Annotated in this window: 13 protein-coding genes; 7 read left to right on the top strand and 6 right to left on the bottom strand. The window is 68.9% G+C overall.

The genetic code is table 11. The annotated features are described in order from the left end of the window. Window positions 1-232 precede the first annotated feature (232 nt). A complete protein-coding gene (locus SSP08S_RS64830) occupies window positions 233-496 on the top strand; it encodes a hypothetical protein (RefSeq protein ID WP_019074533.1) in 264 nt (87 codons plus the stop codon). A 107-nt stretch (window positions 497-603) separates the two neighbouring features. Here SSP08S_RS64830 and SSP08S_RS46575 read toward each other — a convergent pair whose 3' ends face one another. Beyond that, window positions 604-2,940, bottom strand: coding sequence for a glycosyl hydrolase family 95 catalytic domain-containing protein (locus SSP08S_RS46575; protein ID WP_026179420.1), 2,337 nt, complete (start codon window positions 2,938-2,940; stop codon window positions 604-606). 267 nt (window positions 2,941-3,207) lie between these two features. Here SSP08S_RS46575 and SSP08S_RS62190 point away from each other — a divergent pair, with 267 nt between their 5' ends. Then, window positions 3,208-3,363: a hypothetical protein gene (locus tag SSP08S_RS62190; RefSeq protein WP_019074531.1), complete on the top strand. Its 156-nt coding sequence runs from the start codon at window positions 3,208-3,210 to the stop codon at window positions 3,361-3,363. Between the two features lie 190 nt (window positions 3,364-3,553). On the opposite strand, the gene SSP08S_RS64660 is transcribed toward SSP08S_RS62190, so the two are convergent. From SSP08S_RS64660 to SSP08S_RS46550, 4 genes are all read right to left on the bottom strand, one after another. Beyond that, window positions 3,554-3,760, bottom strand: a complete 207-nt coding sequence (locus SSP08S_RS64660; RefSeq protein ID WP_019074530.1) for a hypothetical protein — start codon at window positions 3,758-3,760, stop codon at window positions 3,554-3,556. 168 nt (window positions 3,761-3,928) lie between these two features. Next, window positions 3,929-6,157 carry an NEW3 domain-containing protein gene (locus SSP08S_RS60890; RefSeq protein WP_158697307.1) on the bottom strand — a complete coding sequence of 743 codons (2,229 nt, stop codon included), beginning with the start codon at window positions 6,155-6,157 and terminating at the stop codon, window positions 3,929-3,931. 242 nt (window positions 6,158-6,399) lie between these two features. Then, window positions 6,400-6,789 (bottom strand): hypothetical protein, encoded by a 390-nt coding sequence (locus SSP08S_RS46555; protein WP_019074528.1) that lies wholly within the window; start codon window positions 6,787-6,789, stop codon window positions 6,400-6,402. A gap of 75 nt (window positions 6,790-6,864) precedes the next feature. Further along, on the bottom strand, window positions 6,865-8,031 hold the full coding sequence (locus SSP08S_RS46550) for an ROK family protein (protein ID WP_019074527.1): 1,167 nt from the start codon (window positions 8,029-8,031) through the stop codon (window positions 6,865-6,867). Window positions 8,032-8,216: 185 nt separating this feature from the next. Here SSP08S_RS46550 and SSP08S_RS46545 point away from each other — a divergent pair, with 185 nt between their 5' ends. The 3 genes from SSP08S_RS46545 (at window position 8,217) to SSP08S_RS46535 (ending at window position 13,397) form a co-directional block, all read left to right on the top strand. Further along, window positions 8,217-10,664, top strand: a complete 2,448-nt coding sequence (locus SSP08S_RS46545) for a glycoside hydrolase family 3 C-terminal domain-containing protein (protein ID WP_026179419.1) — start codon at window positions 8,217-8,219, stop codon at window positions 10,662-10,664. A gap of 77 nt (window positions 10,665-10,741) precedes the next feature. Next, a complete protein-coding gene (locus SSP08S_RS46540; RefSeq protein ID WP_245608094.1) occupies window positions 10,742-12,352 on the top strand; it encodes a carboxylesterase/lipase family protein in 1,611 nt (536 codons plus the stop codon). 391 nt (window positions 12,353-12,743) lie between these two features. Beyond that, entirely contained in the window at window positions 12,744-13,397 is a 654-nt protein-coding gene (locus tag SSP08S_RS46535) for a DUF4232 domain-containing protein (protein ID WP_019074524.1), read from the top strand. A 316-nt stretch (window positions 13,398-13,713) separates the two neighbouring features. Here the strand turns inward: SSP08S_RS46535 and SSP08S_RS46530 are convergent, their stop codons facing one another. Beyond that, on the bottom strand, window positions 13,714-14,742 hold the full coding sequence (locus SSP08S_RS46530) for a LacI family DNA-binding transcriptional regulator (RefSeq protein WP_019074523.1): 1,029 nt from the start codon (window positions 14,740-14,742) through the stop codon (window positions 13,714-13,716). 328 nt (window positions 14,743-15,070) lie between these two features. On the opposite strand from SSP08S_RS46530, the gene SSP08S_RS46525 reads away from it, so the two are divergent. Further along, on the top strand, window positions 15,071-16,090 hold the full coding sequence (locus tag SSP08S_RS46525; protein ID WP_019074522.1) for a sugar ABC transporter substrate-binding protein: 1,020 nt from the start codon (window positions 15,071-15,073) through the stop codon (window positions 16,088-16,090). Beyond that, on the top strand, window positions 16,090-17,013 hold a 924-nt coding region (locus SSP08S_RS46520), incomplete at its 3' end, for an ABC transporter permease (RefSeq protein ID WP_043260310.1). The genes SSP08S_RS46525 and SSP08S_RS46520, both read left to right, overlap by 1 nt.

Below are 17,013 nucleotides of genomic sequence, written 5' to 3'. Positions count from 1 at the left end.
TTTGAAGTCCCAGGAGCAGGGGTGGTGTTCTGCCCGAGGTCGATCTTCTTGTGGGCAAAGTAGGAGGAGTTCACGGTGTTCCCCGCGTCGTCGACTTCCATGGCCGGAGTTCCGGCTGGGTCTCTCAACGACAGGTAGACCGTCGGCGCCGGACCCGAGCCCTGGGGCGCTCGCCCACGTACGCGATCGAGCGGGCCGGAAGTGCAGCCGCCCCTCTACGCTGATCGCGGGCATGGCGTACACCGAGAAGCGGTTGCCCGAGCGCCGCACAATCGCGGTGCGTCTCTTCTCGCCCCAGATGCAGTCGGTGACCTGGTCAGAACGGATGCCGACCTGGTCGGCGAAGAAGACGGCGCGACCGGGTCCCCCGGCGATCCGCGCCGGAGCGAGCACGACGAGCGAGGAGCCGTCGGTTACCCTCCAGCACGAGGTCGCCGGTTCGCACGACCTGTGCGTCGTGGCGAAGGTCAACAGCCCTGTGTTCAGGATGAATTGACTGGCCATCAGGCCATCCCGAGCGATGCGGAAAACGTGTCGTCGGGTCCGAGGGCGGCCCGGTGGGCCGCCTGACACTCGACGACACGGCCGCGTCCTCCGGCTTCGCTACGGCAGACCCCAGGCCGGCCCCGGCTCGCTGACGGCAACGGGCTCGATGACGAGATCGGGACGGGAACCGGCGTACACCAGCACCTCGCGGCCTCGGGGAAGGTCGATGGCGAGCGTGCCGTCGCCCAGATCGTCGGTGTGGGCGGGAGTGCCGTCGTCCAGGAGCACGGTGAGGTGCCCGGTGAGGCCGTGCCGGAGCTTGAGCGGTTCGCCCGCCAGGCTTCTGATCCTGATGAACCGGGTCACCCCGGCTTTTCGCACGGCGCTGACCAGGAAGGCGCCCTGGGTGCGGAAGTCGTGCAGGGTGGCGTCCGCCCAGGAGGACGGGACGGCCGGGAAGACGCGGATCACGCCTCCCCAGCTCTGGCAGAACATGTCGTGCAGTGACTGCGAGGCGGAGAGCGGCGTCTCGATGACCGGCCCGGCCTCGGTGTAGTGCGTGTTGGCCCGGCAGGGGTAGCGCGTGCTGGGATCGAAGAACTTCCGCAGGTACGTGATCGCGGTGTCTCCGTCACCGGTCATGGCGTACATGGAGGCGGCGCCGGTGTAGCTGTAGCCCCGGTGGGCACCGGTCAGCGCGTGCCAATGAGCCACCGACTTCGCGATCAGGTCGCGGCTGCCGGGCTGGTCCCAGTTGACGAGATAGAGCGGATACACCATCAGCAGGTGCGAGTAGTGCCGGTGGGACTGTGCGTACGGGGTGTCGGCGCCGATCATGAAGCCGTTGTCGTCGACCGGGTAGGGCGTGAGCCTGGCCAGCACCTCCTGCCACCTCGGGATCAACTCGTCGTCGACTGCCAGCAGTTCGGCGGACTCGATGAGCGTCTGGCAGCCCCATCGGATCAGGGCCAGGTCGTAGTTCGTGTCCTGGGGCGGCACGACGGGGTATTCGGGCGAGAGCGTGCTGGGCAGGTGGAGTCTGCCGTCGCTGCCCGGGGTGAGGAAGTGCAGGTAGTAGTTGACCGCCCGGCGCAGCACGGGATAGATCGTGTCGCGCAGCAGTGCCTTGTCCATGGAGTGCCGGTACGACAGCCACACGTTGTGCAGCGCCCAGGTGAGGTCGCCGGTCTCGGCGCCTGTTCCCGGTCGGCCCACTTCACGGTTGGCGAACATGTCGGAGCTGCGGCCGATGCCGGAGCTGTCCGCCCGGTAGGCGGTGGGCACGTTGGCGGCGAGCTGTTCCTGGTTCTGCCGCAGCGTGGTGGCGAGCGAGTCGAGCTCGGGGTGGTTGAAGCCGTGGATGAGCCAGTACTCCAGCTGCACGTTGAGGTTCCACCAGACCGCGGGCCAGGGTGTGGGTTCCAGCCACGGCCCGGAGGTGGCCATGACGGGGCCACCGGCACGGCTGGCGGAGGCGACCTTGTAGAGCTGGATCCAGTGGAAGCTCTGCAGGCGCTGGTCGGGGAACGAGACGAAGCTCTTGCGGTAGAAGGCGTGCCACCACTGGGTGTGCCGTCGCCTGAGAGCGGTGTACGAGACCGCGCGCCGAAGATTGCGCAAGGAAGCGGCCTCGGCGGCGGTGTCGGAGGGCGAGCTGTGTCCGACGCTGAGCAGCAGGTCGTGGCCGGTGCGGCGGTAGGCGGTGGCGGTCTGGCCGCCGGTGAGGGGCTGGAGCACCTGCTCGGTGCCGTCGGCGGAAGTCCGGGGGATCCAGGGCGGGTTGGCGGTGTAGCCCGAGGGCGGGGCTTCGCTGATGTGCCGGGGGCTGAGCGCTTCTTCGGGGTGGAACGTCCAGGTGACCCGTTCGTCGCCGGCTGCCGTCACGCGGGCGGCGAAGACCTCGTCGTGGATGAGGGCGGAGAGGGTGAGCGTGCCCGCGGTGGTGGTGACGGTACCGGTGAGCTCGGCGTTCCACAGGCTCAGCCGCCAGTCGACGGAGGTGATGGTGCCGACCGGTTCGAGTGTGAGGTGGCCGACCGGCAGGCGACAGGTGCCCCAGCCGCTGCCGAACTCGGGCCGATGGTCCTGGACGCGGCCGTGCTGGACGGTGAAGCGGAGCTGGTTGGCGCCCGGCTCCTGGTACACCATGCTGCCGAGCTGGCCGTCGCCCAGGAACGGCCCCTCGTGCCAGAGGGTGGGCAGTCTGCTCCACAACAGATCCTGGCCCCGCAGAAATTCTTCCCAGGAACCGTCGGCACGCATGGTGTCGCGGAGTCTCCAGGGGCTTCTGCGGGTCCGGGCCGCCGGAACAACGTCGGCCACCCCCTCCGCCCGTACCGGTTCGTCGGCGTGGGCCGTCCCAGCGGGCAGGGCCGCGGCCGCAGCTCCCCCCAGCGCGGTACCGAGTAAGACTCTGCGAGGCAGCGGTGAGTGCGTTCCCGGCTGCGAGGTCATCATCGTCCTCCAGAACTGACGGTCACTGATACATCGGGTGTATCGAGGAACGTAGGCATGCATCAGGCACCTGTCAATGACCTCAACCGAGTGGCCTTCTACGTCGAAAAACCCTCTACACCTTGCTATTTGGGAAGATGTGCATCCACCCGCAATCCCATCCCAAGCCTTTGACTCCTCCGATGTATTGCGGTTGCCTGCCTTCGCGCTCCTCCCTCGCGTTCCGCGTTCGACCCACGGCTGCCCCCACCGGAAGGACTGCGCTCCATGCGCAAGGTCAGGATCCGGCGCCGCCGGACGACCTTGCTGGACCAGCACGTGGGAAGCCCCCGCATCCGCGTCTCCGACCGGCTCGGCACGACGCCGCTCCACATCGACGCCACGGCCTTCGCCGCACCGGAATCCACCACCTCGAAAATCTGAACTCCGCAGCTGGAACGAGGCGTTCAATCTCCTTCTACGCGCCACGTCCCTTACAGTCCCGGTCGGCCAGGACGCCGTGAGCGGTCTGGTTCCCGTACGGCGGGGACTGCGGCCGAATCGGGTCCCCACAGACCGCCTTCGCATACAGCCGGCAGAAGCCCTGGAACCTGGATCTCAGCAACCGGCACAGCTACAGGGGCGGTCTCCACCGCATGTGGTGTACGGCCACCGACGAGCCGTTCGCGGAGGGCAGTTCCACCGACCCGCGCACGGGAATGCGCTGGAAGGTCGACTGCACCACGGGCAACCACTTGTGGGACGCCGACGTCCGCCTCCCCTCCGGCGCCGACGGCGCCTCCTTCACCCAGATCCTGCGCAGCGCCCTCGCCACCGACATTTCGACGACTCCCTCGTCCGGACCGTCGCCAACTGGCGTCCCGCCACCCGCTATTTCAAGAACGGCGTGTACGACGACGGTTCCGGCCGTGCCGAGGCACGCTTCCGCAACCTCCGCCAGGGAGCGACGTCGGAGCCTGCTGTCTCCCACGACAGCACGTACGGACCGTCAGCCGCTGGTCGTGAAGTCGGTAAAATCGTCTTCGCTCGGGTAGCCCGGGTTGGCAGCGGTGCCGAAGAGGCCCACGTCCTGGGTATGCGCGGCGGCGGGAACGTCCGCGGTACTCAGGAGGGTCCAACTGGTGCCGTCGGTGGAGTAGTAGCCGGTGAAGGTGGTGCCGGAGCGGACCAGCCGGACCCAACTGGGCAGAACGGGCTTGCCGACGCCGGAGCCGTTGGGCGCGGTGCCGGCGTCGAGCCGCCCGTCGCCGTCTGCGTCCCACTGCATGAAGTAGCCCTTCTTCGCGCTCACTCCCACGGTCACGAAGCCGGGCGAGTTGCTCGCGCCGGTGATGTCGTTGCGCACCATGATTCCGGTCTTGGCCCCGGAGTTCTGGTACCGCTGCCACGTGACACGCACCGTCGTGACGGAGCCGTCGTGTTCCGCGCCGGGGACATAGAGCGCCCCGTATTCGTTCGTCGGTCCGTAGACGCCCGCGCCGGCCGCTCGAATGCCGAGTGCGGAGCCGACCTGTGAGAAGTTCGCGGGCTCCGGCGAAGAGGAAAAGGTGTGGAACGGAGCCTGAACGGGCTCCTCGAGCAGAACGGTCGTGTGTCCGGCGGCCGAGCCAGTGGCCCGTGCCCCGGTGCCGGTGTTCCAGTGGAAGTGGGCGACGCCGTCGAGCTGGACCGTCGGGAAGAGCTGGGTGGTGGAGGCCGGTGGCGTGACGCGGTAGGTGGCGCGGACGGTCGTGCCGGGCGCGACGGCGGCGAAGGAAGTGGGCGAGACGGGGGTGGCCGTCCATCCCTTCGGGACGGGCAGCGCCACGTGGACATCTGTCGCGGCGACGGTGCCCCAGTTGGTGAAGTCCGCGTTGGCGGTGGCCTGTTGGCCGGTCCCCAGGATGCCGGGGGCGGTCACGGCGAGGCCGGTCTGTGGGCGCCCCGGCGTCTTGCCCGCGGCCCACGGACGTACCCGGACCAGCGCCGCGCCGTGCACGGGCACCGAAGCGGAGACGGTGGCGCCGGAGGACCGGGTGACCTCGTGCGTCCACAGGTTGTCGAGGCGGTACGAGGAGGACACGGGCAGACCGGCCGCGTCCGCGGCGACGGAAACGGTCTGTGCGACGGCCCCGGTGTTGAACAGCCCCAGGATCACATCGCCGTTCGGCTCCGTTTTCGCGAAGACCTGCGCGGTCGCGCTCTTGCTCACCCGAGAGGCATTGACGGTGTCCTGGTCCACGGCGATCACGTCACGATTCGCCAGCAGCCTCAGATCGGCGGCGTCCAGCTTGGTCAGGTCCGTGCCCAGGAGCAGTGGGGAGGAGGCCAGCGACCACAGGCTCAGCTGGGTCTGCCGCTCGTCGGGGGTCAGCCCGCCGTCGCTGCCGTTGCCGACCTCGATCGAGTCGTAGTCGTTGAACGCGCCGGAGCCACCGAACGGTTGCCAGGCCGCGACCTGGTCGAAGCGGGCCGACGTCCGCTGCCAACTGGTCAACGGGGTACTGGATCCGTTGACACCGCAATAGCACTCGATGTCGCCGCCGGTGCGCCAGCCGTTGCTGGTGGCCTGCCAGGTGGCGGCGTCGGCGATACTCAGCGAGTTGGAGAGCTCCAGGTGCATCGGACGTCCGGTGGCGACGATCGCCTGGTGCCACGCCCGCATCTCGGGGCGGTTGTCGGCGGGGACGAGGCCGCCGCCGGGGCCGACGAAGTCCATCTTGATGTAGTCGACGCCCCAGGAGGCGAACAGGTCGGCGTAGCCCCGCACGTACTCCGCTGCGCCGGGCTTGGTGAAGTCGATGCGGTAGGAGTCGTTGTGGGTGTTGCCGGGCTGTGTCGGGTCCGCAATGTCCTGCATGTGGTACGCGGTGCCCTGGACCGGAAGGTTCTTCTGATACGCCTCGATCGGGACGCCCGGCGTGAGGTAGATGCCGAACTTGAGCCCCAGTCGGTGCAGATACGCAGCGAGAGCGGGGATTCCGTCCGGGAAGCGAGTGGTGTCCCAGGTGTTTCGCCCGTAGGCGTCCAGGTGGTCGGACCAGCCGGCGTCGATGTTGATGTAGCGGTAGCCGTAGCGCCGCAGCTTGTCGTGCATGACCCGCGCCTGAGCCTTGATGCCGTCCTGGGTCAGGCCACTGCCTTCGCGCAGCGCGCTCCAACTGCTCCAGCCCATGGGCGGCGTGGACGCAACGGGGGCGGCTACGTCCCTCGGGGCCACGGCGGCGGGCGCGGCCACCGCGGGCGACGTTCCCGCCGCGAGCCCGAGTAAGAGCAGCAGAGGCAACAAACATCTGGTCAATCTCGCATACATCGAACGGCTCCTCAGAGTGGCTAGCGATAACTTGCCTTGTCCCTGCCGGTCGAACCGCACATGTTCTATGCGCGATCCACTGCCACGTCAACACATTCATCCGATGTATCACCGAGGGTCATCACGTGATGGCTAGGTTTCCGTAGTCGAACAGCCCAAGGTCCGCGTCAGGGGCGGCGGCCATGACGACGGGCAGGTTCGGCGCGTGAAACGGGCCCCACCGATCGGTTGTCCGCAGCCTCCAACCAGTCCATCCCGGCCTTCTCGCAGTCGTACATGGCCACCCGCAGCACCTCGGCCGCCGCCGCGGCGGACAACGGCCCGGCGACGACGACGGCCACGACCGCGCTGCTGAACCGGCTCCACACCTCATGCGCCTCGGCGAAGGAGACCTGCCACTGCTCCGGCGTGGACTGCTCGTTCCGGACCACGTCGGAAAGCCGCCGGCACACGGCCGACAGCAACTTCGTGCTCGCGATCAACCCGCCATACGCCTCACGCCGGTGCTCGCGGGCGGTCTGCAACTGCCGCCGCTGCGAACGCTCTTGACCGAGCACGGAAACCCGACCACCGGCCAACCGCCCCCAGCGCGCCGATCGCCGTGCCCACCACGCCCGCCACACTCGCGTCCGTCACCGCGTATTGGACCGCGACGACGCCCGCCGGATTCCGCCCCGCAGGGCGATGTCCCGGGCGAGCGTGAGGCTCCCGATCAGCTCGGCGCGGGTGCCGAGGGCGGATGCGACGACCAGGACGCGGTTGTCGAAACCCGGTTGGGCGAGCCGTTCGATCGACTCGCGGACGCCGTCGACGAACGCCTCGCCCGCCTGGCTCATCTCGCCGCCGATGACGACGGCCGCGGGGTCGAGCAGTGCGCACAGATTGGCCAGGACGCGGCCGAGGGTGCGGCCGGATTCGGCGAAGATCTTCCGGGCCACCGGGTGCTGGGCGATCTCCGGCAGCCGGGCCCGCAGGTCGGTGTCGCCCGGGTAGAAGTGTCGGACCTGCTGGAGCACCTGGCGGACCGAGACGATGGTCTCCAGGCAACCGCGGTTGCCGCACCGGCACCAGTCCCCGTCCGGGATCACCTGAGTGTGCCCGATCTCGCCCGCGGCTCCGAAGCTGCCGCTGACCGGGATCCCGTGGACGATGAGGCCTGCTCCGATGCCGTCGGACGCCTTGACGTAGATGAGGTTGCCGCGGTGGTCGGCGCCGCCGTGCCGGTGTTCGGCGAGGGCTCCGAGGTTCGCGTCGTTGTCGAGGGAGACGGTCAGTCCCGTCCGGGAGCCCAGTTCGGCCGCGAGATCGAGTCCGGCCCAGCTGGACAGGATGGTGGGCGAGGCGATCGCCCGTTTGTTCATGTCCAGCGGCCCGGGTATGCCGACGGCGCACGCGCTCACGGGCCCGTGGTCAGTGAGCCGGACTTCCTCGACCGTCCGCCGGATCATGTCGGCCGTGATGTCGAGTGCCGCGGTCGGTCGGGTGTCCACATCGATCGCCACCCGGTGCTCGGTCCGGACGGTGAGGTCCAGGGTGGCCGCGGCGACGGTGAGATGCCGGTGGCTGACGTCGACTCCGATGACCGCGCCCGCCGGGTAGCGGGGCCGAAGGCGTCGGCCGGGGCGCCCGCGGCCGCCCGTGTTCTCCCCCTGGTGCTCGGTCAGCAGTTCCTCGGCGAGGAGGTCGCGGACGACGGCCGCGACGACCGGACGGCTCATGCCGAGCGCCGTCTGCAGTTCGGGGCGGGACGCGCTCCCGTGCCGCCGGACATGGGACAGGACCTTGTCACGCGCCGACACGTGTCACCTCCTTGTGAGGGCGTCAATTTAAGTCCGCCAAGTGCGGAATTCCAGAGGGTTGACGCATCGAATGTGCGAATTTAACCTCCTTGAGCATTCGATCTTTTATAGAGCCACCTGCATTGACTCGAATTCTGTCCATGGGAGACATAAATCGTCGGGCACTTCAGTGGTGAGGAGTTGGCATGGAACTCGATCGGAGATCGGTAAGACACAACGGCACCCGTTTACGCCGTACGGCGCTGATCGCGGGAGTGAGCGCGGCGCTGATCGCCGGGGGCACGGCCGCGGCGCCCGGCGCCTCGGGCACGGGCAGCGCGGGCGTGACGGTCAAAGTGTCCCCGCGCGTGGCCGCCCTCATCGCCCGGATGACGCTGGACGAAAAGCTGTCCTTCGTCCACGGCGGCACCGATCCGAAGACGCTCGGCCAGGCCGGATACATCCCGGGGGTGCCCCGTCTCGGCATCCCCGAACTGCGGCTCACCGACGGCCCGGCGGGCGTCCGGGTCAACGAGCACGCCACCGCGATGCCGGCACCGGTCGCCCTCGCCTCGTCCTTCGACGACGGACTGGCCCGGGAGTTCGGCCGGACCGTCGGACGCGACGGCCGTGCGCTCGGCCAGGACGTCCTGCTCGCCCCCATGACGAACACCATCCGAGTGCCGTACGCGGGGCGGAACTTCGAGACCTTCAGCGAGGACCCGCTGCTCAACTCCCGCATGGTGGCCGGTGAGGTCGAGGGCGTGCAGAGCCAGGGCCTGATCGCCACCGTCAAGCACTACGCGGAGAACAACCAGGAAGACAACCGCATGGGGGTGAACGTCAACGTCGACGAGCAGACCCTGCGTCAGATCGAACTGCCCGCCTTCGAGGCCGCCGTCAAGGCCGGCGCCGGTGCGGTGATGTGCTCGTACAACTCGGTGAACGGCAGCCACGGCTGCGGCAGCGACGAACTGCTCGACTCGATCCTCAAGGAGCAGTGGGGCTTTTCGGGCTGGGTCATGTCGGACTGGGGCGCGACCCACGCGACGACCGACATCGTGAACGGCCTCGACCAGGAGATGCCGAGCGGGGTCCACCTGGGCGGGGAACTGAAGACCGCGATAACCGACGGCACCATTCCCGTCTCGGAACTGAATGATTCGGTCGCGCGCATTCTGCAGCAGATGACGAAATTCGGTCTCCTCGACGGTGCGGCGACCCGGCGGCCCGCACGCGATACGAAAGGCGGCGCGAAGGTCGCCCAGAAAGTGGCCGAATCCGGCGCGGTCCTGCTGAAGAACACCGGCAGAGCACTTCCGCTGACCGGCAAGGACACCAGCATCGGACTCATCGGCCCGACCGCGAAGACACCGAAGGTCACCGGCGGCGGCAGCTCCAGCGTCGTACCGGACTCCGCGGCCTCGCCACTGGACACCATCACCGCGCGGGCCGGTCGGCACACCACGGTGCGCTACGCGGCCGGCGTCGACACCGGCGACCCCATCCCCGCCTCGGCCCTCAGCCCCGCCCTGCCGGTCGACGCGGACGGCACGATCCCCGTCACACCGGACGCCTCCTTCAACTACAGCGGCACCCTCACCGTGCCCACCGACGGCGACTACTCCTTCGTCTTCGACCTCCCCGCCGCCTACGGCCTGCTGAAGATCGACGGAAACAGCGTCATCACCGGCTTCCTCGGCTCCAGCACCGCCACGGTGCACCTCACGGCGGGCACGCACACCCTCGCGGCCGGCGCCCTCGCGATCCAGGGCGGACCGACGAAGGTCCGGCTGAACTGGGTCACCCCGCAGGCCGCGCAGGCCGCCCGCGAGCAGGCGGTGGCCCTGGCCCGCCAGGTGAAGACCCCCGTCGTCTTCGCCTACGACGACGGTACCGAGGGCTTCGACCGGAAGAACCTCTCCCTGCCGGCCGACCAGGACGGGCTCATCTCCGCCGTCGCCGACGCCAACCCGAACACGATCGTCGTCCTCAACACCGGATCGTCGATCACCATGCCGTGGCTGTCCAAGGTCAAGGCGGTCCTCGACATGTACTACCCCGGGGAGAACGGCGCCGAGGCCACCGCCGGGCTGCTCTACGGCGACGTGAATCCCTCGGGCAAGCTCACCCAGACGTTCCCCGCGAGCGAGTCCGTAACACCGGTGGCCGGCGACCCGCTCAGGTACCCGGGAGTGGACAACCAGGAGAACTACTCCGAGGGCATCTACGTGGGCTACCGCTGGTACGACAAGGAGCAGGCCGCCCCGCTCTTCCCCTTCGGCTACGGACTGTCGTACACCTCCTTCGCCTACCGCGACCTCGCGGTACGGCAGAGTCACGGCGCGCTGACCGTCTCGTTCACCCTGAAGAACACCGGCACCCGCGACGGTGCCGAGGTCCCCCAGGTCTACGTCGGCGCGAGCCCGGGGACCACCGAGCCGCAGGCGGTGCGCTCGCTCGGCGGCTACCAGAAGGTACGGCTGCGCGCGGGGCAGTCGACGACCGTACGCATCCGGGTCGACGCCCAGCAGCTGAGGTACTGGAACACGTCCTCCCACAGCTGGGTGCTCGGCACCGGAAAACGGGACGTGTGGGTCGGCTCCTCGTCGCGGACGCTGCCCCTGCACGGCAGCGTCGGCGTCACCCGCTGAGCGCGCTTCCATCCCCCACTCCCCACCAGGTGTGCCGGCCGCGGTGCCGCGGCCGGCATCCCACCTGAGAGGTCCCCATGACTGCCAGCAGAACACGTACTGCCCTGGGTGGCGCGCTGATCCTGTCCATGACCGCCGTCGGGCTGCTGTCCGCGACGCCGTCCGCGGCCGCGAGTACGGCGACCGTGGTGTCCACCGACAAGGGCTCCGTGCGCGGTGCCGTCTCCCACGGCGTCGAGCGGTTCGTCGGCATCCCCTACGCGGCGGCTCCCACCGGTTCCCTGCGCTGGACGCCGCCGCGGCCCGCGGCGCGCTGGCCCGGCGTCCGGGAGGCCACCGCCTTCGGCAACCCCTGCCCCGTACTGCCCAGCGGCAACGGCCCGCGCAGCGAGACCGAGGACTGTCTCGACGTCAACGTGTGGCGGCCGGCGGGAGTGCGGGCCGGCGCCCGTCTTCCCGTGCACGTGTTCATCCACGGCGGTGGCCTGACCAACGGCAGCGGTGCGCAGAACGACGAGTCGAAGCTCGTACGGGAAACGGGAGTCATCGGTGTCTCGCTCAACTACCGGCTCGGCGTCTTCGGTTTCCTCGGACTGCCCGCCCTCACCAAGGAGGGCGGAGAGTCCGGCAACTACGGCTTCATGGACCAGCAGGCCGCGCTGCGCTGGGTGCAGCGCAACATCGCGGCCTTCGGCGGGAACCCCGCCGCGGTCACCGTCGACGGCGAGTCCGCGGGCGGCTGGTCCGTCTGCGGGCATCTGGTTTCGCCCGGCTCGCGCGGTCTGTTCGCCCGCGCCGTGATCCAGAGCGGCTCCTGCCCCAGCGTGCCCGAGGCTCAAGCCGAGACCGCCGGAACGGCGTTCGCCCGGCAGGCGGGCTGCGACAGCACCGACCTGGCGGCCGTCCTCGGCTGTCTGCGGTCCACGTCGGTGGGTGCGCTCCTCGACGCGAGCCGGACCTTCTCGGCCGGCTTCGTGGACGGGACCCCGACCTTCCCGGTCAACGTGCGCCAGGCGGTGGACAGCGGGCACTTCACCCGGGTGACCCTGCTCGTCGGCGCCAACCGTGACGAGGGCCGCACCTTCGCGCAGGGCTACATAGGGGCAGGCAAGGAGGCCTACCTCGCCTTCGTCCAGGGCGTCGCCGGGGACCGCGCAGACGAGGTCCTCGCCCGCTACCCCTGGCCCGAAACGTCCGACGCGTACACCGCGGCGTACCTCGTCGGCGCGATCATGACCGACTCGGGGTTGGTCGGTGGGATCGGCGGGTGCGGTCAACGCTCGCTCGTCCATGCCTTCGGGCGATACACCCCCACCTACTCCTACGAGTTCGACCATCGGACAGGGCCCGGCCTCACGCAGATACCCGGTTACGTCTGGGGAGCCGGCCACGCCGCGGAACTCGCCTACATCTGGCCCAGCTTCGACAACGGCACCCCGATCGCCCCGCTGTTCAACGCCGCCGAGCGCCGGCTAGCCCGCGAGATGACGCAGTACTGGGGCGCCTTCACGAGGACCGGCCGACCGCATGTCGTCCGACAGAACGCTTGGCCCGCGTACCACAGCGGCAAGGGGTTGACGCTGTCGCTGCGGGCCGGGGGCAGGAGTGCTCTGATCGACGACGCCCAGTACTCCGCGGAACACCAGTGCTCGCTCTGGGACACCATGGCGGTCACAGACAGATCCTGAGGACGCGAGGCGTTCGCCGCGACCGATGACCGCACGTCAGCAGGCAGAGGTCGCCATCAGCAGGTCGTGGCCTTGGCGGTTGTACATCCGCCACACTCAACTGCCGCAACCGCAAGGACTGTGACGGGACGGACCGCAAGAAGGCCCGTGGTTCGCCCGAGGACGGGTTCCGGGCCGCGTTCGGAGATTCGGCGAGCATGCACGAAGCGCCCCGGGGCCACGGCGAGGTCGTCTCGCCCTCGCCCAAGGCCCGCAGTCTCTGACAGCACCTATTGGCACTCCTGATGCGACGTCAGAACGCCTTCGTTACAAGTCTGTTGAGCGTTCACCCATACTGTGGTGATCAACACGGCGCTCATCAGCGCGCCTTATGCAACGGAGAAACATCACCATGCGTCTGCTCCACTGTGCCACCGCGCTCGCCGCTACGTCCGCGCTCGCCCTGACACTCACCGCTTGCGGAAACGGCAGTGGCAACGACGCCGCAGGCGACCAGTCGTCCGCACCGACGTCCTCGTCCTCGGCCACTACGGCCGACGGCGCCACGGCCGAGAACGCGGGTGCCACCAAGGACGCGGGCAGCAGCACCGGTAGCAGTACGGGCACCGGCAGCAGTGACAGCACCGGCTCCAGCCGCTGCCACACCGCCGGGCTGGGCTTCTCGTTCGGCTCCGGCGACGGCACGATCAGCAGCTCGGACGACCAGCAGCAACTGGCCGTGGTGCTGAAGAACAAGACGTCCGCCGCGTGCACCGTCCAGGGCTTCCCCGGGGTCGACCTGAAGTCCTCCGGGGGAAGCTGGTCGCTGACCCGCAGCGGTGCGACGCCCACGAAGGTCACCCTGGCCGCCGGCGACAGCGCGACGTTCACCATCAGCTTCCTGCCGTGGACCCAGGGCAGCGGCACCGAGTTCAAGGCCACCTCCGTCGTCGTCACCCCGCCGAACGAAACCACCTCGGCCACCCTGACCTGGCCCGGCGGCAGCGTCCTGCTCCAGGACGGCGCCACGCATCCGGGCACGTACACCGGACCCGTGAGCGGCTGAAAGCCGGACCGAACGGAGACGTACGCACGGTCGCGCCCTCCGACAGACAAGCAGGAACGCGGCCGTGACCGTATCTCCAACACCCACCTGTGACGGTCGGATCGAACGCAGAACTGCCGCTGACAGCAGCCGAATTGGCAGGTGTGCTCGGTGCGGCACCGGTGAGCTGCGGGTCCCGGCACCCGATCACTGCGGACGGCGACGCGCGACACACCTCGGCCAGGACCGACCACCCACGGCCGGCCGACGCAGCCGAGCAGGTGGAACCGGACGGCACCTCAGGCGCCGGCAACACGCATGATCGGCGCGGGCGACGTCAGCGCGGCTCGGCTATGGTCCGGCGTACGACGAGGTGCGGGGCGAGAACGACCTCGCGGGGTTCGGTTCGGCCCTGGTCGAGGCGTTCCACCGCCGCGGCCACCGCATAGCGGGCCTGTTCCTCCGCTCCCTGGCTGACCGTGGTCAGGTCGAAGCAGCTCAGGCGGGAGAGTCTGTCGTCGTCGTATCCCGCGACGGACACCTCGCCGGGTACGGAGACACCGGCGCGGGCGAGTCCGGCCAGGACGCCGATCGCGCTCTGGTCGTTGAACGCGACTACTGCGGTGGGCAGTTGGTCCGCGTCGAGGAGGTGGCGGGCGGCGCGCTCGCCGGCCGCCTCGGTGTTGTCGCCGCGCAGCACCTTGATGTGCGCGTCCAGGCCGTGGCGCCGCATGGCGGTGCGGTAGCCGCGGCGCCGGTCGGTGGCGATCACGCCCTTGCCGCCGTCGACGTACGTGATCTCGCGGTGCCCGAGCGCCACGAGGCGGTCGACGATCTGGCCCACGCCGTCGTCGTCCGCGGTGCGGACCACGTCCAGCTCCCCGTCCTCGATGCGCCGGCCCACGACGATGACGGGGGCCTTGCCGTCGAGTGCGGCGAGCGTGTCGACGGGGGCGGTCGGGCCGAGCAGGATCAACGCCTCGCTGCGGAAGGCCAGCAGCGTCTCGATGGCGGTGCGCTCGTCGCGGGTGCGGGTCTGGGTGCTCAGGACGAGGTCGTAGCCGACATCCTCGGCGGCCGAGTGGAGGTGCTCGACCAGGTCGGCGTGGAAGGGGCTGTGCACGTCGACCATGACACCGAGCATCCGGGTGCGCCTGCTGGCCAGCAGACTGGCGGTGCGGTCCACCTGGTAGCCGAGGTCGGCGGCGGCCTTCAGGACGCGCTGCCGAGTGCGTTCGCTGGGGCCCGCCACACCGCGCAGCACGAGAGACACGGACGCGGTGGAGACACCTACGCGTGCCGCCACGTCCTCCAGCCGTGGGCGCTTCTTCTCCGCCCGGCGACGTTCCGCCCCAGCGTCCTCCACTTGTGCCTCCCGGCCGCATTCTTCTCGCGCAACGCCCTTGACACGCTCTCGAAACGAGTCGATAGTACCAGGAATTAAAGCGCTTTAAATTGTCCTGACGTTCCAGCGAAGGTCGTTGGCTCGTCGCCGCGACCGGCGGGGACACGCGCTCACCGTCGACATCGCCCACAAGGCGGAACAGCGGTCGCGGACGGTACATCCGGCCGCTACCGCTCGAGGTGAGCCCGCTCCGGTCCTCCCTTCCCACCCCGGCCCATCAAGCAGCCGCGGACCCACCGCCCTGCTACCTCTTCGACCTCTTCCAGCCGCACAGCGAGGTGCACGAACCATGAGCCGTACAGCCCTCCCCCGCCACCGCAGAATCGTCCCCGTCGTGGCCGTCGCCGCCGCGACCGCCCTCACCCTCGCGGGCTGCTCCAGCAGCTCCGGCGGCAAGAAGTCCGACGAGTCGGCGGGCAACGTCTCCGCGGGCAAGGCGACCACACCCCGCATGACCATCGCGATGGTCACCCACGCACCCTCCGGCGACACCTTCTGGGACACCATCCGCAAGGGCGCCGAGGCCGCCGCGGCCAAGGACAACGTCAAGCTCATCTACTCCAACGACGAGACCGCCGCCGACCAGGCCAACCTCGTGCAGAACGCGATCGACCAGAAGGTCGACGGCATCGCGGTCACCCTGGCCAAGCCCGACGCCATGAAGGACGTCGTCGCCAAGGCGGAGAAGGCCGGCATCCCCGTCGTGGGCTTCAACGCCGGGCTCAGCGACTGGAAGAAGCAGGGCCTGCTGTCGTTCTTCGGACAGGACGAGTCCGTCTCCGGGCAGGCCCTCGGCACCAAGCTCAACTCCACAGGCGCCAAGCACGCGTTGTGCGTGATCCAGGCCCAGGGCGACGTCAACCTCGAACAGCGCTGCGCCGGCGTGAAGAAGACCTTCACCGGCAAGACCGACATCCTCTACGTCAACGGCACGGACATGCCGTCGGTGAAGTCGACGATCACCGCCAAACTCACCCAGGACAAGACCATCGACGAGGTGGTCACCCTCGGCGCGCCCTTCGCGCTGACCGCGGTGCAGTCGCTGTCCGACGCGGGCAGCAAGGCGAAGGTCGCGACGTTCGACCTGAACAAGGACCTCATCTCCGCGATCGAGAAGGGCAGCATCCAGTTCGCCGTCGACCAACAGCCCTATCTCCAGGGCTACTTGGCGGTGGACTCGCTGTGGCTCTACAAGACGAACGGCAACTACAGCGGCGGTAGTGAGCAGCCCGTGCTGACCGGTCCGGCCTTCGTGGACAAGACCGACGTCGACACGGTGGCGAAGTTCGCCGCGAAGGGCACCCGGTGATGAGTACGACCCACCAGGCCGAGCCGGCGGTGACCTCACCGCCGGTTCCCGGCCCACAAGAGAGGGATGGCCGGACCTCTGAACGGCCCTTGCCGATAAGGCTGTTGGCGCGTCTGGAAGTGGGTGTCTTCCTCGGTGCCCTCGCCGTCTATGTCTTCTTCTTCGCCGCCGCTGCGCCGGTGCGCGAGGGCGCGTCGATGGCGAACATCCTCTACGGTTCGTCGACCATCGGGATCATGGCCCTGCCGGTCGCCCTGCTGATGATCGGCGGGGAGTTCGACCTCTCCGCCGGCGTCGCGGTGATCACCTCGGCGCTGACCGCGTCGATGCTGAGTTACCAACTCACCATGAACGTGTGGGTCGGTGTGATCGCGGCCCTGGTCGTCTCGCTCGGCGTCGGGTTCCTCAACGGCTGGCTCGTCGTCAAGACCGGTCTGCCGAGCTTCCTGATCACGCTGGGCAGCTTCCTGATCCTGCAGGGCGTCAACCTCGCCGTCACGAAACTGGTGACGGGGAACGTGGCGACCGACGACATCAGCAACATGGACGGCTTCGACCAGGCCAAGAAGGTCTTCGCGTCCTCGTTCGACGTCGGCGGCGTCCAGGTGAAGATCACCATCGTGTGGTGGCTGGTCTTCGCCGCCATCGCGACGTGGGTGCTGCTGCGCACGAAGTACGGCAACTGGATCTTCGCGGTCGGCGGCAACAAGGACTCCGCGCGTGCGGTCGGTGTCCCCGTCGCGTTCACGAAGATCTCGCTGTTCATGCTGGTCGGGTTCGGTGCCTGGTTCATCGGGATGCACCAGCTGTTCTCCTTCAACACCGTGCAGTCCGGCGAAGGCGTCGGCCAGGAGCTGATCTACATCTCGGCGGCCGTGATCGGCGGGTGTCTGCTGACCGGTGGTGCCGGCTCCGCGATCGGT

Source organism: Streptomyces hokutonensis (genome assembly GCF_000376565.1).
In the GTDB taxonomy this organism is placed as follows: Bacteria; Actinomycetota; Actinomycetes; order Streptomycetales; family Streptomycetaceae; genus Streptomyces; species Streptomyces hokutonensis.
This window is presented reverse-complemented; position numbering and strand designations above follow the sequence as displayed.

Excerpts from the sequence above, each read along its gene's own strand:
- SSP08S_RS64830 (WP_019074533.1), top strand. The coding sequence starts at position 233 with ATGGCGTACACCGAGAAGCGGTTGCCCGAGCGCCGCACAATCGCGGTG.
- SSP08S_RS46575 (WP_026179420.1), bottom strand. The coding sequence starts at position 2,940 with ATGACCTCGCAGCCGGGAACGCACTCACCGCTGCCTCGCAGAGTCTTA.
- SSP08S_RS62190 (WP_019074531.1), top strand. The coding sequence starts at position 3,208 with ATGCGCAAGGTCAGGATCCGGCGCCGCCGGACGACCTTGCTGGACCAG.
- SSP08S_RS64660 (WP_019074530.1), bottom strand. The coding sequence starts at position 3,760 with ATGTCGGTGGCGAGGGCGCTGCGCAGGATCTGGGTGAAGGAGGCGCCG.
- SSP08S_RS46545 (WP_026179419.1), top strand. The coding sequence starts at position 8,217 with ATGGAACTCGATCGGAGATCGGTAAGACACAACGGCACCCGTTTACGC.
- SSP08S_RS46540 (WP_245608094.1), top strand. The coding sequence starts at position 10,742 with ATGACTGCCAGCAGAACACGTACTGCCCTGGGTGGCGCGCTGATCCTG.
- SSP08S_RS46535 (WP_019074524.1), top strand. The coding sequence starts at position 12,744 with ATGCGTCTGCTCCACTGTGCCACCGCGCTCGCCGCTACGTCCGCGCTC.
- SSP08S_RS46525 (WP_019074522.1), top strand. The coding sequence starts at position 15,071 with ATGAGCCGTACAGCCCTCCCCCGCCACCGCAGAATCGTCCCCGTCGTG.